We start from the raw sequence: 21,944 nt of genomic DNA, 5'->3' as shown, positions 1-21,944 counted from the left end.
GGGGCAGCAGAAGGGCCATCCGGTCTGAGCGGCGGTCGGGTCGGGCGGGCCGCTCAGTGCTCGCGCGGGGCGGGGACGGCGTGCTCGATGTCCGGGTGGACGGTGAGCAGCGCGCGGACGGCGGCCTCGGCGGCCGTGCCGTCGCCGGTGCCGAGCGCGTCCACCAGCCGGGCGTGCAGGCTGACCGCCGACTCGGAGGGACGCTCGCAGGTGGTGCCGGAACCGCCGGAGACCTGGAGCGCACCGGCCACGATGCCGGACAGGTGCTCCAGCATCCGGTTCCCGGCCATCTGCAGCACCAGCCCGTGCAGCTCGGCGTCGGCCCGGGAGTAGCTGACCAGGTCTCCCTGGCTGCCGGCCTGGGACATGATCTCGGTCAGCTCGACCAGCCGGTGCTGGACGTCCTCCCGGCCGTGCCCGGCGGCCAGCCGCGCGGCCAGCGGCTCGATCGCCCAGCGCAGCTCGAACAGCTCGCGGCGCTGCTCGTCGCGCTGCGGGCCGAAGGCGCGCCACTCGATGATGTCCGGGTCCAGCAGGTTCCAGTCGCTGACCGGGCGGACCCGGGTGCCGACGTTCGGCCGGGCCGAGACCAGGCCCTTGGCCTCCAGCACCCGGAGCGACTCGCGCACCACGGTGCGGGAGACCTCGAAGCGCTGGCCGATCTCCTCCGGCACCAGCGGGCGGTCGGCGCCCAGGTCGCCGGAGACGATCATCTGGCCGAGCTGCTGGACCAGCTGGCCGTGCAGGCCGCGGCCGCGGCTGCTGGTGGTCTTGCGACCGGCCCGGGCGAGGTCGCTCTCCGCCCCCTCCCAGCGGGGGGCGGGCGGGGTCGGGCGGTCGGCGTACGGGAAGCGGTCCAGCTCGGAGGCGGAGATCGACTCGGCCTGGCGGGCGGCGGTCACGGTGGGGTGCGCAAGGGTACTCACGCCATCCTTTGTCGGCGATCGGCGGGGCCGCCTTGAGCATTCTCCTGAAAAGCACACGAAAGGGTGATCGACCGTGTCTGGATAATTGACTTCTTATCAGTCGTAAATGCGCATACCGGTCATCCCGTGCCGTTTTCCCCTGCCCTTCCTCCAGCCTCCGTTGTCACACCGTCAGGGCCCTTCCCGGCGCCGCCTCCCGCGCCCTTCCCGGCCGGGCGCTCAGAGGCTCCGGCGGCGCAGTTGGGCCAGCAGCGCCGCCAGGACCAGCAGGGCGGCCGGGGCCAGCAGCGCGACGACCACCACGCCGTCCAGCGCGCCCGCCGTCCGGTCGGCGGCGTCGCGGACCAGGTCCAGGCCGTACTGGAAGGGCACCAACTCCCGCACCCAGACCGGCCAGTTGCGACCCGTGCGGTGCAGCAGCAGACCGGCGGTGGGCTCCAGCAGGGCGGGCAGCGCGCCGGTCAGCAGGATGCCGACGACGGCGCTGCGCACCAGCGAGGTGATCAGCAGACCGGCCCAGCCGCCCGCCACCGCCAGCACCACGAACGCCACCAGCGGGCGGCCCGGGCCGCCCGCCGCGAACGGGGCCGCGAACGGGACCGAGGACAGGCCGGACGGGTGGAGCACCGCCGACGCGTCCACCCCGGCGGGCAGGGCCGACCACGCCGCGAGGGCGTCGACGCCGAGGGTGAGCACCGCCAGCAGGGCGGCCGCCGCGCCCACCACCGAGGACTTCGCCAGCAGCGCGCCCAACCGGCGCCCCAGGGTCACCCGCGAGGCGGGCAGGCCGGGCCAGCGGGTCTCGTTGCCGTAGGACAGCGCGCCGAGCACGGCCGCCGCCAGCGCGGTCAGCGGCAGCGGCAGGAACGGCACCACCGCCGCGACCGCCCGCACCGCGTCCGGCACCGCCAACTCCCCGTCCGGCAACCGGGCCGCCGTGAACGCCGCCACCGCCGCGTTCACCAGGAGCGCGCCCGCCACCACCACCCACGTGGAGCGCACCCCGCGCAGCCGACGCACCTCACTCGCCACCACCCGCACGGTCACTCACTCCCGTCCTCGTCGCCGACGGCGCTCCGCCGCGCCGTCCCCTGCGGATCCACCGGCTCCGCCGGCTCGCCCGGCTCGCCCGGTTCCCCCGACTCCCGCGGCCGCCGGACCGGTTCGGCGGGCCCGGCCTGCTCGGTGCGGCCGGTGCGCTCGGCCCGCTCGGTGTGCTCGGTACGACCGGACGGGCGCAGGCCGGTGGGCTCGGCCGACCAGGGGCGTCCCGGGAAGGGGCGCACGGGGGCGGGTTGGTGGCCGACTCCCCTGATCCGGGCGGGGGTCAGCAGTTCGGCGTCGGTCGGGTTGGCGGCCAGGTGCTCGGCGTCGACCGTCCCCGGCCCGGGCAGCGCCCCGACCCCGTCCGGCCGCGCGGGCCGTTCGCCGCCCGGCGCTCCGGGCTCCGCGCCCGGAACCTCCGCCCCGGCCGCCGCCTCCGCGGCCGTCGGCTCCGCGGCCCCCGTTCCCGTGACTCCCGTTCCCGTGGCTCCCGTTCCCGTGGCCCGGGCCGTCGACCGACTGAGCGCGGAGGCCCCGCGGGGCGTCCGCCTGGTCAGGTCGACGGTGGACGCGGGGATGGGCGGGGGCGCCTGGACGGGAGGCGTCGGCGCGGGCACGGGCGCGGCCTGCACCTGCTGCACCTGGCCTTGTGCTCGGGACGGTGCCTGGACCTGGGCGGGCGGGTTCGGTGCGAGGGCGGCGGCGGCCCAGCGGCCGGCCTGCAGGCCGCGGTGGTCGAGCTGGCGCCCCGGCTCCGGCCCGGCCGGGCGGCCGACGGTCGCGGGCCGCCGCTCCCCGGGGTCGGCGGCCCGGCCGTCCGGTTCCGCACGGCCCGTTGCCGGTTCCTGGTGCTGGCCCTGGCCCTGCTGCTGGTCCGGGCGCTGGCCCTGGCGCTGGCCCTGGCGCACCGTCCGGACCGCCACCTGACCCGACCGGCCCGAACCGCTGGGCAGGGCGGAGGGGTAGGAGACCGGGCGCTCCACCACCCGGTCGGACAGTTCGTGCAGCAGGATGCCGTGGCGGTAGGCGAGTTCGCCGATCTCGGTGCGGTCGATCCCGCTCACCGCGAGGCCCGCGCCGCCGTCCCGCCGGACCTGTCCGCCCTGGGCGACCAGCAGGTCCGCGAGGCGGGCCATCTGCGGGCCGCGGACCAGGACTTCGGGGTGCAGCCTGGTGCGGCGGAACTCCACCACCGGCTGGTCGGCGGCCAACCGGCCCGCGTCCAGGGTGACCACCCGGTCGGCGAGCGCGGCGGCCTCCCCGGGGGCGCGGGTGGTGACCAGCACGGTGCCGCCCGAGAGGGCGAAGGAGCGCAGGAAGGCCCCGAACCACTCCTCGTTGCCCGGGGACAGGCCCTCGGTGGGAGCGTCCAGCAGCAGCGTCGAGGGGTTCCCGAGCAGTGCGGCGGCCAGCGCGAGGCGGCGGTGCATGCCGGGCGAGAAGGTGCCGATCCGGTGGTCGGCGACGCCCGCGAGCCGGGTCTGCTCCAGCAGGTCGTCGGCCCGGCGCGCCGGGACGCCGACCGCACCGGCCAGCATCCGCAGGTGGGCCCGGGCCCGCTGGCCCGGGTGCCCGGCCTCCGGCCGCCCGGAGGCCAGCAGGACGCCGATCTCCCGCTCCGGGCGCCGGATCCGCCGGTACGTCCGGCCGTCGAACAGGGTGAGGCCGTGGCCCCGTTCCAGCTCCACCATCAGCCGGAGCGCGGTCGTCTTGCCCGCCCCCTCGTCCCCGAGCAGCACGGTGACCATTCCCGGACGGGCGTCGAAGCTCAGGTCCAGCAGCGCGGGAGGACGCCCCCGCCGGTACGCCTTGGTCAGTCCGGTGATCTGGATCATCGCTGCCCGCTCCCTCGCCCGCCCTCGCCCGCCGACAGGCCGGGGGTGTCCACCCGGCCTGAGCCTGCACAGTAGGGCGCGGAAGCGGTGAAACCAGGCATTACGGATGGGTCGTGGACGTTGTTGGCACCGACCTCACCCGTACAGGCGACAGCTCCACCGCCGCGCTGACGGGCTCCTCACGAACCGTCACCACCCGTCGGCAGCAACGGACTCGGCCGCGTCGCCGGAACCGCGGTCCGCGCCCGGAGCGCGCGGGGGCGGGACGGGCCCGTGCCGGAAGGCGGAGCAGGGCCCGGTCAGGCCTCGGGGCGCAGCATCGGGGGGTTGAGGACGGTGGCGCCGCCCGCCTTGAACAGCTGCGCGGGGCGGCCGCCCTGACGGGTCGTGGTGCCGCCGGAGGGGAGCAGGAAGCCCGGGGTGCCGGTCACCTTGCGGTGGAAGTTGCGCGGGTCGAGCACCACGCCCCACACCGCCTCGTAGACCCGGCGCAGCTCTCCGACGGTGAACTCCGGGGGGCAGAAGGCCGTGGCCAGCGAGGAGTACTCGATCTTGGACCTGGCGCGCTCCACCCCGTCCGCCAGGATCTGTCCGTGGTCGAACGCGAGCAGCACGCCGTCGTTGCGCTCCTCGCGCTCCTCGCCGAACAGTTCGCGCACCGGCGCCCAGCGGGCGCTGCTGGCGTCGCCACCCGCGCGGGGCGACGGCAGGTCCGGGGCCAGGACCAGGTACGCGACGCTCACCACCCGCATCCGCGGGTCCCGCTGGGGGTGGCCGTAGGTGGCGAGTTGCTCCAGGTGCGCCCCCGCCGGGGCCCGCCCGACCGGGAGGCTGCCCGGCAGCGACTGGGCCCGCAGCCCGGTCTCCTCGGCCAGTTCGCGGGAGGCCGCCTCGGCCAGGCCCTCGTCCAGCCGCACGAACCCGCCCGGCAGCGCCCAGTACCCCTGGAACGGCGCCTCGCCGCGCTTCACCAGCAGGGCGCACAGCTCGTGGTCGCGCACCGTCAGCACCACGAGGTCAACCGTGACTGCGAACGGGGGGAAGGCCGACGGGTCATAACGCGACATGCGGCCGATCTTAGTCGTCTCTCTGACGATAATCACAGACCACAGCGCTTTCCCCGCCCGGCGGGACCTCCCCGCTCCGGTCGGAACGCACCCTCGCGGCCCCGGCCGGGGCGACCGGACGGGCGCTCGCGCCGCGGCGCGCTCAGCTGGCGGCGAGTTGCAGGAACGACGGCGCCTCCTCCACGACCGCGACGCCGATCCGGCTGACCCGGACCGAGAAGGGCTCGCCGGCCACCCGCAGGCCGGTCAGTTCCAGTGCGCCCAGGGGGGCGGTGCTCGCCGGGCGGGTGGCGACCCGCCCTGACGGGACGTCAGGGCGGACGCCCGCCAACGAGAGCACCAGGTGGACGGCCGCCGCCGCGGAGACCGCGGCCGGACGGCAGGCCGCCGGGTGCGGAACGGGCGGGCAGTCGGCGACCTTCTGCTCGCCCGCGTACATCTCCGGCAGGCGGCCCTCGAAGTGCACGGACGCCTCCAGCAGGCCCTCCAGCAGTATTTCGGCCTCCCGCTCGAACCCCGCGTCCACCAGACCGCTCACCGCGAGCGCGGTCTCCTGGACCCGGACCGCCCCGCTGCGGTGGCCGAGCGGGTTGAAGCGGGGCGACTTCGCGCTCAGGGTGCGCAGGCCCCAACCGCAGTCGAGCTCCGGGGTCACCAGGCGCTGGGCCAGCAGCCTGGTCTGCTCGCGGTCGAGCAGGCCCTCGTGCAGTTCGCCCTCGGCGGCCAGGCCCGGATCCAGGAGGTGGACCAGGGTGGAGGCGAGGGCCGGCACCGGACGGTCCGGGGCCAGCAGGGCGGCGGCCGGACGGCCGCCGGACAGGTCGTCGATCCAGAACTGCTCGCGGAACCGTTCCCGCAGTTCGGCCGCCCAGGAGCGCCACTGCTCCGCGCCGGGCCGGTCGAAGGCGTCGAGCAGGTCGGCACCCTGGAGGGCCGCCCGGTGGGCCTGGGCCTGGACCTCGCACCGGGCCGGGCCGGGGCGCGCGGCGCGCTCCTCCGCCGGACGTCCGAAGTCGGTGACGAACCCGACCGGGCCGTCCGCCCCGTCCGCCACCACGGCCGCCCGCAGCGCGCCGAGCGCCCGCTCAGCGGCCGGAAGCAGTTCGGCGACCTCGGCCCGGGGCATGCCCCAGCGCCAGGCCTCGGCCAGCACCGTGACGAACAGCAGGGTCGCCTCCGTCGCGGTGCAACTGGCCGGCAGCTCGGGGCCGCCGTGCCGCAGCGGGCCGGGGATCACCCCGTCCATCGCCTGCGCCGTCGCACCGGCCTCGCCGCCGGACGGGTGCGCCCCGCCGCTCGCGCCCGGAGCGGCCCCGGGCACCGGCCCGGGGGCACCGGCCCCCTCCGGGGTCGGCGTGCCGTCGCCCGGGGCCGCGTCGGCCTGCCGGGGGGCGGGCGCGGCGCTCTGCGGGGCCGCCTGGTGCTGGCGGCGGGCGACCGCCCGCAAGGTCCCGGCGGCGAGCCGGGTGCCGAGCGGCAGGGTCATCCTGGCGGCCCAGAGCGCGTCGGCGGCGGTGAGGCCGAAGCGCCAGGGGGCGCCCGAGGCGGTGTAGAGGTCGGTCGGCCGGTCCGCGTCGGCGAGCAGCAGGCCGCCCAGCGAGTCCAGGGCGCGGGAGACCAGGCGGGCGGCCCGGCGGTCGTCGGCCCTGATCTCGGGCTCGGACCAGGGCAGCGGCACGCCGGGGCCCCGACCGGTCGGCGGCCGCCCCGTCGACGGGGTCTCCAGCTCGGCACGGAGGTCGACCGACCAGCGGGCACCGGGCTGGATCTCCAAGTCCCAGCGCAGCACGCCCGCACCGGCCAGCACCGCGTGCGGCGAGGGGCGGGCGCTGACGGTGGCCGCCCGGCCCTGGCCGACCCAGCGCAGGCCGGAGGACTGGACCTGGCCCGGCAGGTCCGCCGACCGACGGCCCGCGGCGATGTCGGTCAGCAGGCCGAGGTCGGTGCCGAGCGCGATCTCCAGCGGGAGCCGGGCCGGGCGGGCGCCCGTGTTGCGGACCGTCACCGTCTCCGCGCCGTCGGCGTGCCGGAGCCGTTCGACCGTCAGCGCCGGATCCGGGTCGAGGTCGCCCGGCACCCGGACCGAACCGACGAACCGGGCGGCCGCCGCGGACGTCAGGGTGCCCTGGAGCGGGAGCGGCTCCATGCCGCCCAGCCGCAGTTCCATCCGGGCCAGGGTGCGCACACCGTGCCGGAAGAAGCCGTGCAGGCCCTGCCCCCGCACCTGTCCGTCCGGGCCGGAGGCCGCCATGCCCGGGGCGTTGACGCACAGGACGTCGTGCGCGGCGGAGGGCTGCGGCCGCGGCGGCGCCACCGGGCCGGTCGGCCGGGCCGGACCGGCGGCGGGCGCGCCCGCCACCTGCTCCGACCTGCCACCGGGCGCGCCGCCAGGAACCGCCGGACGGCTCGGGGCCGACCGCGTCACGGTGCCGTACGGCGGAGTGCCACCGGGGCCGTACGGTGCACCTCCGACAGGGGTGCCGTACGGGGGTGTGCCCACCGGGGGCGGGTACGGGTGACCCACCGGGTGGGCGGCCGGGTGGACAGCGCCCAACGGCGTGCCGTGGGGCGGGGTGCCGGGGGCCGGGGCGCCGGACAGGGAGGTGCCGTACGGCGGGGTGCCGGGAACCGTCGGGCCCGCCCCGGCCGTTCCCCGGGCGGGACCGGTCGGCGTGCCGTACGGCGGCGTCGCCTGACGGGGCGTCGGAGGGCCGGCCGGGCGGTGCGGCGGTGCGGGGGCGACGCCGGGGGGCGGCGGGCCGGTGGGCGGCAGCGGTTGGGGCGCTGCGTGGGGTGGCCTTGAGTCGGTCACCGGGCTCTCCTCCCCTCGACCGGCCGAGGGCTGCGGGCTCGGTCGGCCGCGAGCGTGCTCGATCGCGGACTGTGCTGCTCTGCCGCCGGAACACGCGGCTCTGACTCGGGACGGACCGGGCCGCCGGTGCCCCGACTCGGTCGGGACGGTGTCCCGGCCCGGGCTCCGGAGTCGTCCGGGGATCGGCCGCGCCGGGTCGAACGACGCGTGGCCGGTGCCCCGCACGGTCGGCCCGGCCGTGGTCGGTCCGGCCGTGGTCGGTCCGGCCGTGCCGGTTCGGGTGGTGGCGTTCCGCAGATTGAACGCACCACACCTGCCCCAGGTCACGCCCGCGCGGCGGACGTCCGGCCGGAGGCGGCCGCGAGCCGACGGTCGTCCGGTGCTCCGCGACCGACACCCGGGGCGCCCGCTGTGTCGTGGTTCCGTCCGGGGTTCTCCGCACCTGGCAGATGCCCCCCGGCGGCTCCTGTCCGACGTCAGGATACGGTGCGAGGACGACGGCGGACGCACCGGCGACCCCGGCGTTCGGCGTCGCGACCAGCCTGTGACCAGCTCGCACCTAGGAGTTGCATGTCCTCCCTCAGCCGCCTCCCCGGAATCGTCACCACCGACCACCTCTTCCGGGTGCCGCTGGACCACGCTGCTCCCGACGGCGAGACGATCGAGGTCTACGCCCGCGAGGTGGTGGCCGCCGGACGCGAGCACGACGAACTGCCGTGGTTGGTGTACCTGCAGGGCGGCCCCGGCGGGAAGGCCAACCGCCCGATGGGGCGGGACGGCTGGCTGGACCGGGCGCTCGACGACTACCGGGTGCTGCTGCTGGACCAGCGCGGCACCGGCCGCTCCACCCCCGCCAACCGCCAGACCCTGGCCCGGCGCGGCGACGCCCGGCAGCAGGCCGAGTACCTGGCGCACTTCCGGGCCGACTCGATCGTCCGGGACGCCGAACTGATCCGCCGCCAACTGCTCGGCGAGGACGCCGCGTGGAGCCTGCTCGGGCAGAGCTTCGGCGGCTTCTGCGCCCTGACCTACCTCTCGCTGGCCCCGGAGCACCTGCGCGAGGTCTTCGTCACCGGCGGTCTGGCCGGGTTGCGCCGCTCCGCGGACGAGGTCTACCGCGCGGCCTACCCGCGCGTCGCCCGCAAGAACGCCGGGCACTACGCGCGCTTCCCCCAGGACGTGGCGGCAGTACGGCGAATCGCGGCGCACCTGCTGGAGCGGCCCGCGTCCCTCCCCGGCGGCGGGACGCTGACCGTCGAGGCGTTCCAGGCGCTGGGCATCCTGCTGGGCAGCGGCTCCGGCTCCTACGTCCTGCACTACCTGCTGGAGGAGGCCTGGGTGGAGGGGCCGGACGGGCCGGAGCTGTCCGACACCTTCCTGACCGGGGTGCAGTCGCACCTGTCCTTCGCGCAGAACCCCCTGTACGCCGTCCTGCACGAGTCGATCTACGGTCAGCGCTCGGTCGACGCCGGGGCCACCGACTGGTCGGCGGAGCGGGTGCGCAAGGAGTTCCCCGAGTTCGACGCCGGGGCGGCGCTGGCCGGGGACGGGCCGGTGCTGCTCACCGGCGAGATGATCCACCCCTGGATGTTCGAGACCGACCCGGCGCTGCAGCCGCTGCGCGAGACGGCGCAACTGCTGGCGGAGCGCACCGACTGGCCCGACCTCTACGACCTGCCGCGGCTGGCGTCGAACCGGGTGCCGGTGTACGCGGCGGTGTACCACGACGACATGTACGTGGACACGGCGCACTCGCTGGAGACCGCGGACGCGGTGGCCGGCACCCGGGTCTGGGTCACCAACGAGTGGGAGCACGACGGGGTCCGGACCAGCGGTCGGGCGGTGCTGGACCGGCTGGTCCGGATGGCGCGCGGCGAGGTCTAGCCACCCGCTGCACGGCCGCGGGTCGAGGGTTCGCATGTCAGTCTCCGATCGTGTGTCGGCTTCGGTGCGGCCGGACCTGCCGGACCTTGGTGCCCGCCGGGACGACGCGGTGGGGGCGCGGGCCGCGCACCCGCTCGGCCCGGCAGGCCGCGGCGGCTGACGGCCCGTCGGGCGGAGCGGTCGGGGGCGTCGACCGGTCGTCGCCCGCTTCCCCGTCGGCCGCCTCCCCGTCGGCCGGGGCCGGGACCGGGGCTTCGGACGGTCCGGGCCCGGCCGGTGGTGCCGGGTCGGTGCTGCCGGGGCGGGGTGCGGCGGACGGCCCGACCGCCCCGGGGACCGACTCCTGCGGCCCGGGGGTCCGGCCCGGCTCCCGCGGCGCGGTTCCGCCGTCGACGGCCGCTCCGCCTCCGGCCCCCGCCGGGTCGGCGGGGGTTTCCGGGGACGCCGTCGGCGGGACTCCGGCCGGCTGCGGGGGTTGCTCGGCCCGCAGGCGGGCGGCGCGCTCGCGGCGGATCACCCGCAGCAGGGCCTCCGGGGCGATGCCGCAGTTGAGCGACTCGTAGAGGAGCCGGGCCAGGGTGTAGTCCGGTTCCAGCTCCAGCGCCCTGGCCAGCACGATCCGGGCCGTGGCCGAGTCTCCCGCCAGCCAGGACGTCCAGGCCAGCAGGGTCATCGGCGGGGCCGCGAGGTGTTCGAACGGGTCGACGCAGCGTTGGATCAGGAACCGCCACAGCCGCTGGGCGGCGGCGAGCTCGTCGGGTTCGGCGTACTCGGCGGCGCGGTCCCGGCCGAGTTTGTCCTGCATGCCGATCAGCAGTCTGGCGGTGCGGGTGCTGTCCAACTCGCGGGCTCCGGCGCGGAATTCGGCCATCGCTTCGGCGAGCAGCCCGGCGGTGCGCTCGACGGCCGCGACCCGGCCGCCGGGCCCGGCCAACTCGCGGATGAAGGGCGGCCCGGCGTCCTCCAGGGCGCGGCGCTGGACCTCGGAACCCGGCGGGCCGATCGGGGCCAGCCCGGCCACGATCGCCTTGCGGCTGCCCCGCGGGGCGAGCCCCGCGAACGTGGCCGCCGCGGCGAGCGGGCTCGGCTGGTGGGCCGCCCGCACCGGAGTGCCGTCCGGCGGACAGCAGTCGGCTTCGGTGCACAGGAAGGACCACCAGCGGCCGGCGGAGACGCACAGCGACTCCTTGACGGCCACCTGCTCGTTCCGGAAGGCCCGGGCGAGCGCCGCGGCCAGCGGGCGGAGCCGCGCCAGCACGGCGGACCCGCTGCCGGACGCGCGGGCGCCCTCGTCGGGATCCCGGCACAGGTACAGCAGCACTTGGACGGGGCGGCGGTCCCGCTGTTCGGAGAGCTCGACCAGGAGCCGGGCGGCCTCCTCGGCGGTGCGCTCCCAGCAGGCGGGGTCCTCCGGGATGTCGATCCGGATCACGCCGCCCTGGTCGAGCGCGGAGCCCTGCAGGCCCACCGCGACGATGCTGTCGTCGGGGAAGAAGCCGAGCAGGTACGGCAGCATCTCCGCCATGTCGGCGGGGCCGCGCAGCCGGACGGGCAGGTGGCCGGGGTTGGGGACGGGGGCGGTGGTGCGGTCGTCTGCGGTCATGGCGGAAAGCTTGGACCGGGCCGCGCCCGACTGCGGATAATTCGCCCCAGCCTGTGGATAAGTCGGGGGGTTCAGCATCACCTCACCCGAATGGCCCATTCTTCAGGGGCTTCGCGCTGATTTGACAGCCGATCAACCGATGAACGCCACTCTGTCCACAGCCGGCCATTCGCGGTCCGTCCGTGCCGCACGGTATCCATGACCTCATGCAGACGCGCGAGCTCCACCCGACCACCCCCGCCGACCGCGACGCCGTCCGGGCCTCCGCGGAAGCCGTGCTGCGCGACCTCGCCGGCCCGGCAGCGGCCTTGCGCGAGGACCAGTGGAGGGCCATCGAGGCGCTGGTGGTGGACAGTCGCCGCGCCCTGGTCGTCCAGCGCACCGGCTGGGGCAAGTCGGCGGTCTACTTCATCGCCACGGCGCTGCTCCGCGCACGCGGCGCCGGGCCGACGGTGATCGTCTCCCCGCTCCTGGCCCTGATGCGCAACCAGGTCGACTCGGCGGCCCGGGCGGGCATCCGCGCCCGGACGATCAACTCGGCCAACCCCGAGGAGTGGTCGGAGATCCAGCAGGAGGTCGCCGACGGCCGGGTCGACGTCCTCCTGGTCAGCCCGGAGCGGCTGAACAACCCCGACTTCCGCGACCACGTGCTGCCCAAGCTCGCCGCCTCCACCGGCCTGCTGGTGGTGGACGAGGCGCACTGCATCTCCGACTGGGGGCACGACTTCCGGCCCGACTACCGGCGGCTGCGCACCATGCTCGCCGAGCTCTCCCCCGGCGTGCCGGTGCTGGCGACCACGGCGACCGCGAACGCCCGGGTCACCGCGGACGTCGCGGAGCAGCTCGGCACCGGCGCGGGCGACGCGCAGGCCCTGGTGCTGCGCGGGCCGCTGGACCGGGAGAGCCTCAGCCTGGCGGTGCTGCCGCTGCCCGACCCGGCGCACCGGCTGGCCTGGCTCGCCGACCACCTGCCCGACCTCCCGGGCTCCGGCATCGTGTACACCCTCACGGTGGCCGCCGCCGAGGAGGTCACCGCGTTCCTGCGCGGGCGCGGCTACCAGGTCGCCTCCTACTCCGGGCGGACGGAGGACGCGGAGCGCCGCGAGGCCGAGGCGGCGCTGCTGGAGAACCGGGTCAAGGCGCTGGTCGCCACCTCCGCGCTCGGCATGGGCTTCGACAAGCCGGACCTCGGCTTCGTCGTGCACCTCGGTTCGCCGAGCTCCCCGATCGCCTACTACCAGCAGGTCGGCCGGGCCGGGCGCGGGGTGGACCGGGCCGAGGTCCTGCTGCTCCCCGGCCGGGAGGACGAGGCGATCTGGCGGTACTTCGCCTCGATCGGCTTCCCCGCCGAGGAGCAGGTCCGCCGCACGCTGGACGCGCTCTCCGAGGCGGGCCGCCCGCTCTCCACCGCCGCCCTGGAGACCTCGGTCGACCTCCGCCGCACCCGGTTGGAGACCATGCTCAAGGTGCTCGACGTGGACGGCGCGGTCCGCCGGGTGCGCGGCGGCTGGGAGTCCACCGGCGAGCCGTGGCAGTACGACGCCGCGCGGTACGCCAAGGTCGCCCGGGCCCGCGAGGCCGAGCAGCAGGCGATGCGGGAGTACGTGGCCACCGAGGGCTGCCGGATGGAGTTCCTGCGCCGCCAGCTCGACGACCCCGAGGCCGTCCCGTGCGGCCGGTGCGACCGCTGCGCCCCGCCCCGGCACTCCGCGGAGGTCTCCGCCGAGGCGCTGGACGCGGCCCGGGCCGCGCTCGGCCGCCCGGGCGTCTCCTTCGAGACCAGGCGGATGTGGCCCACCGGCATGGAGTCCCTGGGCGTCCCACTCAAGGGCCGGATCCCCGCCGCCCAGCAGGCCGAGCCGGGGCGCGCCCTGGGCCGGCTGTCCGACATCGGCTGGGGCGGGCGCCTGCGCTCGCTGCTGGACGAGCACTCCCCGGACGGGCCGCTGCCGCGCGAGGTGCTGGACGCGGTGGTCGGGGTGGTGGCGGACTGGGCCCGCGGCCCCGGTGGCTGGGCCGGGCCGGCCGGGGCGGACGGCCAGCGGCTCGACCGCCCGGTCGGGGTCGTCGCGCTCGACTCCTCCACCCGCCCCCGACTGCTCTCCGACCTGGCGGGCGGCCTGGCCTCGATCGGCCGGATGCCGCTGCTCGGCCGGATCGAGTACGCCACCGGGGAGCCGCCGCACGGCCCGCGCAGCAACAGCGCCCAACGGCTGCGCTCGGTCGCCGGGGCGCTCGTCCTCCCGCCGGGCCTGGCCGAGTCCCTGGCCGCCGCGCCGGGCCCGGTCCTGCTGGTCGACGACCTGGTGGATTCGGGCTGGACGCTGACGGTGGCCGCCCGTCTGCTCCGCCAGGCCGGGGCCACCGCCGTGCTCCCGCTCGTCCTCGCCGTCCGGGGGTGAGGCCCGGCCCGGCCCCACCCGGGCCGGGCGGCGCACCGGGGCGCGGGGAGGGCGTACACCGGAGCGTTCCCGGCCGTACACCCACCGCTCACCGGTGGGTCAGCCGAATGGCCCTACCGGGAGCGTGGAACATATCCGGCAGAAGCCCGGTTTTCGGGCCGCGTTCGTCATTTCATCATTGCCGCTCGGAGTGCTCTCCACCGAGAATTGGAAGGCATCCAGTGCCCGGTCCGTCGGACCCGGCCTTCGGCGTACGCTCGCGCGCCCCGGGGGGCGCGAGCGCGGGAAGGAGGATCGTGACCAACGGCATCGACCGAGGTCCTTCCCGCTGCGAGGGCCACCGGAGCATCTCCCTGCCGGAGTGGCGGAGCTACGGCGTGCCCCTCCTCCGGGCGCCCCGGGAGTTCGTCACCGAACTGCACCAGCGCCACCTCCCGCAGCCGGGCACCACGGTGGTCGCGGTGCTGGACGCGGGGAACCGGGTGGTGGCGTCCGCCTCCTTCGGCGTGCGGGCGCAGTTCGACGACGGGTGGGACCACCGCAACGCGCTGCTCGGCCACCTCCGCCGGGTCACTCCGCACGACCTGAAGCGGCCCAGCCCGAGCCGGACCGCGGTCCTGCTGCGCTGCCGCGAGGGCGGCCCGGACTGGACGGAGCAGGACGGCGCCTGGATGTGGGCGCTCCGGGCCGCCGCCGAACTGCACGGTCTGCGCTGCGGCTCGTACCTGACGCTCACGCCGGCAGGCTGGCAGTCGCTCGGGGACGGTCGGCGCGGGCGCAACCCGCACTCCGGGTCGTGGACGCTCGGTCCGATCCACACCGTCACCGAACTGCCGCCGCGCCTTCCGCGCGGTGCGTCCGCCGCGGCGCCCGAAGCACCGCTGCCCCAGCAGCCGCCGATCGCCCCGGTCACCTCGCTGAGCGCGGTCCGCGCCCTGGAGGGCGTCCACGAGGACGGTCGGACCGTCCGCCGCACCGCCGCCCGCTGACCGGGGACGCCGGAGCGCCGGAGGCCCGGACCACCCGCACCGGGGCCCGCCCGCCGCGCCGGACGGCGTTGCGGACGGTCCGACCGGCCGGGCGGCCGACCGGAACAACCGGGTGAACGGACGGAGGACGAGCGGACGGAGGACCGACGGCGGGCGGTCCGCCGAGCGGGGGTTCCGCTCAGGCGAACAGCGGGGCGACGGTCTCCGTCTCGCCGCAGACCACCAGGAGCTTCGCGGCCCGCTCCAGCGCCTTGCGCGCCGCGACGGCCACCCGCTCCGGACGGCCCTCGTTGACGACCAGGACCACCACGTCCCGGCGGAGCGGGCGCGTCGCGGCGGCGTCGGCGTAGAACACGTCGCTGCCGTCGGCGAGCTGCGCCCAGTAGCGCTCCTCGCCGAAGCTGAGCTCGTGCTCCTGCCAGGGGTGCGACTCGCCGACCGTCAGGACCAGCACGTCGCCGGGGCGGCGGCCGGACTCCAGCAGCGCGTCCACCGCCTCGTCGGCGCGGTCGATCGCCTCGGCCGCGGTGGCGGGCAGGAGTTGGACGTCCGGCCGACCGGGGCGCGGCGCGGGGCCGGGCTTGGGTCGGGCCGGGGGCCGCGGGCCGGGGACCGGACGGTCGGCACGGGGCGGAGCGGGGCGCGGCGGACCGGGGCGCGGGCCCGGGACCGGTGCGGCGACGGCGGTGGAGGAAGGCATACGGGGGGCAGGTGCGTCCGACTTGTGGGGAAGGGGAACGCCGGGGCCCGGGATCGTCTCGTGAATCTCCGGCTCCTCGGGGAAGACAGGCATACCCGGATTCCTATCAAATGCCGGTCGGATGCGCACGGGCACCCCACCTCTTGGAAGTGTGGCCCGCTGTGCAGGCGGTGGCGACAACGCTCCGGTGACCGGTGGACGAACACTGACGAACCGTCAGGAAAACCTCAGAAACCCAGGGAGAGCTGCTCGCCGGCGTCGACCGGGGTGCGCTGCCGCTTGAGGTGGCTCCAGCGCGGCAGGGCGTCCAGGTAGGACCAGGACAGCCGGTGGTGCTCGGTGGGGCCGAGCTCCTCCAGGGCCGCGCGGTGCACCGGAGACGGGTACCCGGCGTTCTCCCCGAAGGCGAACGCCGGGTGCTCCGCGCCGAGTTCGGCCATCAGCGCGTCCCGCCGGACCTTGGCCAGCACCGAGGCGGCGGACACGCAGACGCAGGACTGGTCGCCCTTGATCACCGTGCGGACCTTCCAGGGGCCGCCCAGGTAGTCGTGCTTGCCGTCCAGGATCACCGCGTCGGGTCGCACCGGCAGGGCCTCCAGGGCGCGCAGCGCGGCCAGCCGGAGCGCGGCGGTCATGCCCAGGTCGTCGCACTCCCGGGCCGAGGCGGAACCGAGCGCGTACGCCGTCACCCACTCCTCCAGGACCGGGGCCAGCGCGACCCGGCGCCGCTCGGTGAGCAGCTTGGAGTCGGTCAGCCCCTCCGGCGGGCGGCGCAGCCCCGTGACGGCGGCGCCGACCATGACCGGGCCGGCCCAGGCGCCCCGGCCGACCTCGTCCAGCCCGACCACCACGCGGGCGCCGGCCTGGCGCAGGGAGCGCTCGACCGCGTGGGTCGGGGGGTCGTACGGCATCGGGGGTTCCGTTCACTGGAGGAGGGCGCAGCGGGCGGCCGGGCCCCGCGGGGCGGCAGCTCCGGCTCCTCCCAGCGTACGCCGCCGCACCCGGGCCCCCCGTCGGGCGGCCGCGGCGGGCGGGGGCCGCCCCGCCGCGGCCGCTACGGCCGGATCATCGGCAGCAGGACCTGCTCCAACAGCTCGGTGGCGAACGCCTCGTCGAGCACGCCGCCGCAGAGCTTGGCGCGGTACAGCAGCATGGCCGGCAGCACGTCGGCGACCGCGGGGACCGCCGCGCCGCGGCGGACGTCGCCGCGCTCCTCGCCCCGGCGGAGGATGTCGAGGATCACCTCGACGCCCGGCGCGACCACCCGCTCCTGCAGGAAGTCCTTGAAGGACTCGGCGCGCTCGTGGTCGAACTCGCCCATCAGGGTGTGGATGGCGGCGCCGATCGGGGAGCCCACCACGGCCACGTAGGCCTCGACGACCCGCCGCAGTTCGTCCCGGACGGAGCCGAGGTCGGGGACGCCGGTCGGCTGCGGCAGGGCGGCGGCCAGCGCGTCCACCACCAGGTCGGCCTTGGAGTTCCAGCGGCGGTACAGCGCGGCCTTGCCGGTCTGGGCCGCCCCGGCCACGCCCTCCATGGTCATCCGGGCGAAGCCGCCGGAGGTGAGCTGCTCGATCGCGGCCTCGAAGATCGCCGCCTCCAGGGCCTTCCCGCGGCGGCGCTGCGGCGCGCCCTCCGGGGCGCCGACGGTCGATCGGCGCCGATCGTGCTGGTCCGGCTGATCCATCGTCATCCACCCTAAAAGACGGTTGCGTTCACTATCGGTGCGGGTCTATCGTCCCCCACAGTGAACGCGAGCGTTCACTGTCCGCATCGTCGATGCACCTTACCGAACGGCAGCAGTGATCAGCAGGGGGCACTCAGTGGCTGTTTCCGACACGCTCAGCAAGTCCGCACCACCCGGGCCCGAGGGGGGCCGGAGCAAGAACATCACGCTCACGGTCATCGCGGCCACCCAGCTCATGGTCGTGCTGGACGCGACCATCGTGAACATCGCGCTCCCCCACATCCAGGACGCGTTGAAGTTCTCGACCACCAACCTGTCCTGGGTGATCAACGCCTACACGCTGACCTTCGGCGGCCTGCTGCTGCTCGGCGGGCGGGCGGGCGACATCCTCGGCCGCCGCCGGGTGTTCGTCGTCGGCGTGCTGCTGTTCGGGCTGGCCTCGCTGCTCGGCGGCTTCGCGCAGAACGGCGGCATGCTGCTCGCGGCCCGCGCGCTGCAGGGCATCGGCGGGGCGATCTGTTCACCGACGGCCTTCGCCCTGATCGCGACCAACTTCAAGGAGGGGCCGGAGCGGAACCGCGCGTTCGGCGTCTTCTCGGCGGTGGCCGGTTCCGGTGCGGCGATCGGCCTGCTGGCCGGCGGCGTGCTCACCGAGTACCTGAACTGGCGCTGGGTGTTCTTCGTGAACGTGCCGATCGCCGCACTGATCGCCTTCGCCGCGCCGAAGTACATCAACGAGTCCGAGCGCCGGGCCGGCACCTTCGACCTGCCGGGCGCGCTCACCTCGACGCTCGGCCTGGTCAGCCTGGTCTACGGGTTCATCCACGCGGCCGACCCGAAGGCGGGCTGGGGCAACGGCGTGACCGTCGCGTCCTTCGCGGTCGGTGCCGCGCTGCTGCTCGCCTTCGTGCTGATCGAGCGGCGCACCGCCCAACCCATCACCCCGCTGGGGCTGTTGCGGGACCGCAACCGCACCGGCGGCCTGATCATGATGCTCTGCCTGGCCGCCGCCATGTTCGGCATCTTCTTCTACGTCACGCTCTTCGTGCAGCGGGTCCTCGGGTACAGCGCGCTCAAGGCCGGCGTGGCCTTCCTCCCGATCAGCGTGGCGATCATCATCGCGGCCCAGATCGCCTCCACCTTCCAGGCCCGGATCGGCCCCAAGCCCTTCCTGGTCACCGGGTCCGTCCTGGTCACCGCTGGCCTGGGCTGGCTGACGCAGACGGACGTGCACAGCAGTTACGCGGCCGCCGTGCTCGGCCCCACGGTCACCTTCGGCTTCGGCATGGGCCTGATCTTCGTGCCGGTGATGTTGATGGCGGTGTCCGGGGTGGCGGCGCACGAGACCGGGGCCGCCTCGGGCCTGCTCAACTCGGTGCAGCAGATCGGTGGTTCGGTCGGCCTGTCGATCCTCACCACGGTGTTCGCCAAGGCGGCCACCAGCGAGGGCAACCGCCAGCAGGCGGACTTCGCGGCCCACGCCTCCCCCGCCGACCTGCAGTACGCGCAGGAGCACCAGTCCTTCCCGCCCGGCAGTTCCTGGGCCAACCAGGTACTGGCGTACGCGGTGTCGCACGCCTTCGTGGTCGGCGTGGCCTTCGCCGCGGTGGCCCTGCTCTCCGCCCTGTTCGTGGTCAAGGCCAAGGCGGGCGACCTGCCCTCCGAGGCCCCCGCGGGGATGGCGCTCTGACGAGCCGCCGGGGCGGCCCGGACCACGCGAACGTGGTCCGGACCGCCCCGGCAGTGAACCCGGTGCGCCCGGGTGCGCCCGGTGCGCTCAGCACACCCGGCGTACCCGGCACACCCGACGTGCCCGGTGCACTCAGTAGGTGCCGTACAGCGAGTACACCAGGTTGTCCTTCACGGCGGTGCCGAAGCTGGCCGGGAAGGTGCCGAACGGGACGGACGCGCTGCTGTAGGCGCCCGAGCCGGCCGGGCCCGAGCTGTAGTGCATGTTGTTGACGGTGGAGCTGGTGCCGTTCGAGTTGTAGATCACCCAGTACGTGGTGTTGGCCGCCAGCGTGTAGGTGATCGGCACGCTGTTCCAGGCGTTGGCGCTCAGCGTGCCGACCGAGCTGGTGGCCAGCAGGGCGTCGGGCGAGCCGGCGTTGTCGCTGTAGATGGCGATCTGGAACTGGTTGTTGGGCGCCGCGCTGATCTGCCCGGTGTGCACGTTGAGCGAGGTCAGTGCGATGGCGGAGGCCCCGGTGGTGATCTTGGAACCGTTGAGGTGGTTGGAGTCGGTGTCGTCGAGCTGGGTGCCGACCGCGCTGTTGCCGATGGTCTGCGGCGGCGCGCCGGCCGTGGTGAAGGCGGCGGTGTAGGCCGCGGCCTGGGTGTTGCCCGCCAGGTCCTTCACGTTGGCGACGCTCAGCGTGTAGCCGGTGCTGAGCGAGAGCGCGGCGCTCGGGGTGAAGGTGACGGTGTTGGTGGCCGCGTCCAGGGCGACGGTGCCGGGCACCGCGGTGGAGCCGGCGGTGGTCTTCAGCGTGACGTTGGTGCCGTTGACGGTGCTCGCCTGGACGGGCTCGCTGAACGAGGCCTTCACCGGGGCGGTGGCCGAGACGCCGGTGGCGCCGTTGGCCGGCACGGAGCCGGTGACGGTCGGCGCGGTGGTGTCGGTGCCGTACGTCGCGGTGTAGGAGCCGACGTTGCCGTCGAAGAAGGCGTAGGAGATGCCGTGGATGGTCTCGATGCGGTAGCTGACGCTGGTGGTGCCCTGCTTGACGCCGGTGAGCGTGCCCGCCGCCGAGTTGACCGGGACCATCGCGCGCAGGCCGTTGGCGCCGCCGGTGATGCTGAAGCTCAGCGTGTTGGCGCTCCAGGACAGGCCGGAGAACGCGGAACCGTTGCGGGCGTCCAGCCAGTTCAGCAGCTGGCGGCCGGAGACGACCGGGGCGCCGTGCGCCTTGGCCGAGGCGATGACCTGGTCGGAGGAGGTGGAGGCGGCGTAGTCGGTGTGGATGTTGGCGGTCAGGACGGTGTAGTAGCCCTTGGAGTTGTAGGCGTTGTCCAGCAGCGTGTTGACGGTGCCCGGCATGGACTGCCCGGATTCGTCGGTGAGCTGGGTGGTGGCCTGGTACTCGTTGATGGTGCTGCCGTCGCTGTCCGCGTACTTCATCGGCAGGCCGGTGCCGTTGAAGTAGCCGGGCCGGTCCTGCACGAAGCTGGCCGGGTAGTAGTAGTAGTCGGTGTCCAGCCGGATGCCGTTGGCGAGCTTGGTCTTGGCCTGGGTCGCCCAGTCGTCCCACTCGACGCAGTGGGTGCGGGTGCTGTCCGGGTTGGGCAGCGAGGTGTACTTGGCCTTCCAGGCGCCGATCTGGGCGGCGTAGACGTTCTGCAGGTCGGCGGGGGTGCCCCACGGGGTGCAGTTGGTGGTGACGTGCACGCCGATCTCGAAGCCCTGGTCGGAGTAGGCCTTGGCCTGGGCGTCGGTCAGCGGGTCGTTGGTGTAGATGTAGGACGAGGCGCGCACGCACTCCCAGTTGGCGACGTTGCAGCCGACCGGGCTCTGCGCGACGTAGCCGTCGAAGCGCCCGCCGGTGCCGCCGATGCCGTGGTCGTCACCGGTCATCACCACCACGGCCTTGACGTCCCGCGGGAAGTACCAGAACTTGGGCAGCGGCTTCTTGCCGGTGTCCATGGTGGTGATCAGGTTGGCGAGCAGCCGCTGCTGCTCGTCGGCGATCGGGATCTGCGCCTTGTCCAAGTTGTTCCAGTTGAGCTGTCCGCCGGTGCCGAAGAACATCTCGCTGGCCTCGATGCCGTCGACGTTGTCGCGCTGCTGGCCGCCCCAGGCGGCGTTGCCCTGGCGGGTCTGCACGACGGACTTGGCGAGGTCGAAGGTGAACGCGGCTGCCTGGCCGGTGCCGACGGTGCGCAGCGTGACGGCCGGATTGGTGGTGGCCACCGCGGTGTCGCTGTACAGGGTGGCGACGGCGGTGGCGCCGTTCAGGGCGTACTTGTCGGCGGTGCCGTGGAAGCCGATGGTGTCGGAGGTCAGTCCGGCGCCGGGCGCCGCGGTGGTGTCGATCTTCAGGTAGCTGTCGGCCAGCGTGTCGGTGGTCGTGGTGAGGCCGAGCAGCCCGGCGAGCTGCTTGTCGGGCCGCATCGCGACGAGCCGTCCGCCGCCGTTCACCCAGGTGCTGAACATGGTGGTCTGGGCGGCCGTCAGCGGGTTCTCCGCCAGCAGCACCACGTCGTACGAGCTGAGCATGGTCGCGGTGACGCTGCTCAGGTCGACGGTCTTGTAGTAGTTCAGGCCCTCGGCCTTGAGGATCTCCCCGTAGTACGTGGTGTACGGGTTGGCCGGGTTGGTGACCAGCAGGATCGGGCCCTCGTTGCCGGGTCCGCTGCCGGGCGTGCCGCCACCGCCGCCGGAGGGCGTGTAGGTGGCGTAGATGGAGTAGTTGAGCGAGCCGGTGGAGACGGCGCCGAAGCTGCTGGGCCAGGTGCCGAAGGCGGTGCCGCCGGTGGAGTAGCCGCTCTGGCCGCCGGTGGAGTAGTTCAGGTTGTTGACCGCGGCGGAGACGCCGTTGGAGTTGTACGCCAGCCAGTACGGCGTGTTCGGCGCGAGCGTGGCGGCGACCGGCAGGGTGTTCCAGGCGTGCGCGGTGAGCGTGCCGGAAGCGGAGGAGCCGAGCAGCGGGCCGGGCTTGCCGGCCACGTCGCCGTACACCGCGACCTGGTACTGGTCGTTGGGCGTGGCGCCGACGGCGCCGACGTACACGCTGACGCTGTTGACGGTGCCGCCGCTGGCACCGGTCACGAAGCGCGAGGTGTTGATGTAGTTCGAGTCACCGGAGTCGGTGGCGGTGCCGGTGGTGTTGTTGCCGAGGACGGCGGTGGTGTCCGCGTGCGCCGCGGGTGCCACCATCAGTCCGCTCGCCGCGAGCAGGCCCACGAGCAGCCCGGCGATTCGTTTTCTGATCCTCACGCCAACCCCCCAAGGTCGGATGACCGGATGAACGGCAGAAGTGCCGCCCTCCGTCCTAC

Annotated in this window: 14 protein-coding genes; 4 read left to right on the top strand and 10 right to left on the bottom strand. The window is 75.0% G+C overall.

The window, feature by feature from the left end:
- Window positions 1-53: 53 nt before the first annotated feature.
- The 5 genes from QSK52_RS27080 to QSK52_RS27060 all read right to left on the bottom strand — a co-directional run bounded on the left by QSK52_RS27080 (window position 54) and on the right by QSK52_RS27060 (window position 7,231).
- Window positions 54-926: a FadR/GntR family transcriptional regulator gene (locus QSK52_RS27080; RefSeq protein ID WP_285738777.1), complete on the bottom strand. Its 873-nt coding sequence runs from the start codon at window positions 924-926 to the stop codon at window positions 54-56.
- A gap of 219 nt (window positions 927-1,145) precedes the next feature.
- Complete coding sequence (locus tag QSK52_RS27075) at window positions 1,146-1,958, bottom strand: hypothetical protein (protein ID WP_285738776.1); 813 nt, start codon at window positions 1,956-1,958, stop codon at window positions 1,146-1,148.
- Window positions 1,959-1,969: 11 nt separating this feature from the next.
- A complete protein-coding gene (locus tag QSK52_RS27070; protein ID WP_285738775.1) occupies window positions 1,970-3,805 on the bottom strand; it encodes an ATP-binding cassette domain-containing protein in 1,836 nt (611 codons plus the stop codon).
- A 299-nt stretch (window positions 3,806-4,104) separates the two neighbouring features.
- The gene (locus tag QSK52_RS27065) at window positions 4,105-4,872 is read right to left on the bottom strand and encodes an NUDIX hydrolase (RefSeq protein ID WP_285738774.1); all 768 of its coding nucleotides are present in this window, start codon (window positions 4,870-4,872) and stop codon (window positions 4,105-4,107) included.
- 142 nt (window positions 4,873-5,014) lie between these two features.
- On the bottom strand, window positions 5,015-7,231 hold the full coding sequence (locus QSK52_RS27060; protein WP_285738773.1) for an amylo-alpha-1,6-glucosidase: 2,217 nt from the start codon (window positions 7,229-7,231) through the stop codon (window positions 5,015-5,017).
- A 1,023-nt stretch (window positions 7,232-8,254) separates the two neighbouring features.
- On the opposite strand from QSK52_RS27060, the gene QSK52_RS27055 reads away from it, so the two are divergent.
- On the top strand, window positions 8,255-9,568 hold the full coding sequence (locus QSK52_RS27055; protein WP_285738772.1) for an alpha/beta fold hydrolase: 1,314 nt from the start codon (window positions 8,255-8,257) through the stop codon (window positions 9,566-9,568).
- Between the two features lie 37 nt (window positions 9,569-9,605).
- Here QSK52_RS27055 and QSK52_RS27050 read toward each other — a convergent pair whose 3' ends face one another.
- Entirely contained in the window at window positions 9,606-11,171 is a 1,566-nt protein-coding gene (locus QSK52_RS27050) for a DUF4192 domain-containing protein (RefSeq protein ID WP_285738771.1), read from the bottom strand.
- A 206-nt stretch (window positions 11,172-11,377) separates the two neighbouring features.
- On the opposite strand from QSK52_RS27050, the gene QSK52_RS27045 reads away from it, so the two are divergent.
- Window positions 11,378-13,573: a RecQ family ATP-dependent DNA helicase gene (locus QSK52_RS27045; protein WP_285738770.1), complete on the top strand. Its 2,196-nt coding sequence runs from the start codon at window positions 11,378-11,380 to the stop codon at window positions 13,571-13,573.
- Between the two features lie 377 nt (window positions 13,574-13,950).
- Complete coding sequence (locus QSK52_RS27040) at window positions 13,951-14,562, top strand: hypothetical protein (RefSeq protein WP_435053385.1); 612 nt, start codon at window positions 13,951-13,953, stop codon at window positions 14,560-14,562.
- 178 nt (window positions 14,563-14,740) lie between these two features.
- Here QSK52_RS27040 and QSK52_RS27035 read toward each other — a convergent pair whose 3' ends face one another.
- The 3 genes from QSK52_RS27035 to QSK52_RS27025 form a co-directional block, all read right to left on the bottom strand.
- Window positions 14,741-15,262: a hypothetical protein gene (locus QSK52_RS27035; protein ID WP_352230312.1), complete on the bottom strand. Its 522-nt coding sequence runs from the start codon at window positions 15,260-15,262 to the stop codon at window positions 14,741-14,743.
- A gap of 227 nt (window positions 15,263-15,489) precedes the next feature.
- Window positions 15,490-16,173 (bottom strand): ribonuclease HII, encoded by a 684-nt coding sequence (locus QSK52_RS27030; protein WP_285738768.1) that lies wholly within the window; start codon window positions 16,171-16,173, stop codon window positions 15,490-15,492.
- Between the two features lie 143 nt (window positions 16,174-16,316).
- The gene (locus tag QSK52_RS27025; RefSeq protein WP_285738767.1) at window positions 16,317-16,949 is read right to left on the bottom strand and encodes a TetR/AcrR family transcriptional regulator; all 633 of its coding nucleotides are present in this window, start codon (window positions 16,947-16,949) and stop codon (window positions 16,317-16,319) included.
- A gap of 136 nt (window positions 16,950-17,085) precedes the next feature.
- On the opposite strand from QSK52_RS27025, the gene QSK52_RS27020 reads away from it, so the two are divergent.
- Window positions 17,086-18,639 carry an MFS transporter gene (locus QSK52_RS27020; protein ID WP_435053384.1) on the top strand — a complete coding sequence of 518 codons (1,554 nt, stop codon included), beginning with the start codon at window positions 17,086-17,088 and terminating at the stop codon, window positions 18,637-18,639.
- A gap of 132 nt (window positions 18,640-18,771) precedes the next feature.
- On the opposite strand, the gene QSK52_RS27015 is transcribed toward QSK52_RS27020, so the two are convergent.
- Window positions 18,772-21,885, bottom strand: coding sequence for an Ig-like domain-containing protein (locus tag QSK52_RS27015; RefSeq protein WP_285738766.1), 3,114 nt, complete (start codon window positions 21,883-21,885; stop codon window positions 18,772-18,774).
- Window positions 21,886-21,944 lie beyond the last annotated feature (59 nt).

Source organism: Kitasatospora phosalacinea, from assembly GCF_030268885.1.
In the GTDB taxonomy this organism is placed as follows: domain Bacteria; phylum Actinomycetota; class Actinomycetes; order Streptomycetales; family Streptomycetaceae; genus Kitasatospora; species Kitasatospora phosalacinea_C.
This window is presented reverse-complemented; position numbering and strand designations above follow the sequence as displayed.

Bases quoted from the DNA above. Each gene is read 5' to 3' on its own strand.
- QSK52_RS27070 (WP_285738775.1), bottom strand. From the start codon at position 3,805: ATGATCCAGATCACCGGACTGACCAAGGCGTACCGGCGGGGGCGTCCT.
- QSK52_RS27035 (WP_352230312.1), bottom strand. From the start codon at position 15,262: ATGCCTTCCTCCACCGCCGTCGCCGCACCGGTCCCGGGCCCGCGCCCC.
- QSK52_RS27025 (WP_285738767.1), bottom strand. From the start codon at position 16,949: ATGGATCAGCCGGACCAGCACGATCGGCGCCGATCGACCGTCGGCGCC.
- QSK52_RS27065 (WP_285738774.1), bottom strand. From the start codon at position 4,872: ATGTCGCGTTATGACCCGTCGGCCTTCCCCCCGTTCGCAGTCACGGTT.
- QSK52_RS27055 (WP_285738772.1), top strand. From the start codon at position 8,255: ATGTCCTCCCTCAGCCGCCTCCCCGGAATCGTCACCACCGACCACCTC.
- QSK52_RS27045 (WP_285738770.1), top strand. From the start codon at position 11,378: ATGCAGACGCGCGAGCTCCACCCGACCACCCCCGCCGACCGCGACGCC.
- QSK52_RS27030 (WP_285738768.1), bottom strand. From the start codon at position 16,173: ATGCCGTACGACCCCCCGACCCACGCGGTCGAGCGCTCCCTGCGCCAG.
- QSK52_RS27050 (WP_285738771.1), bottom strand. From the start codon at position 11,171: ATGACCGCAGACGACCGCACCACCGCCCCCGTCCCCAACCCCGGCCAC.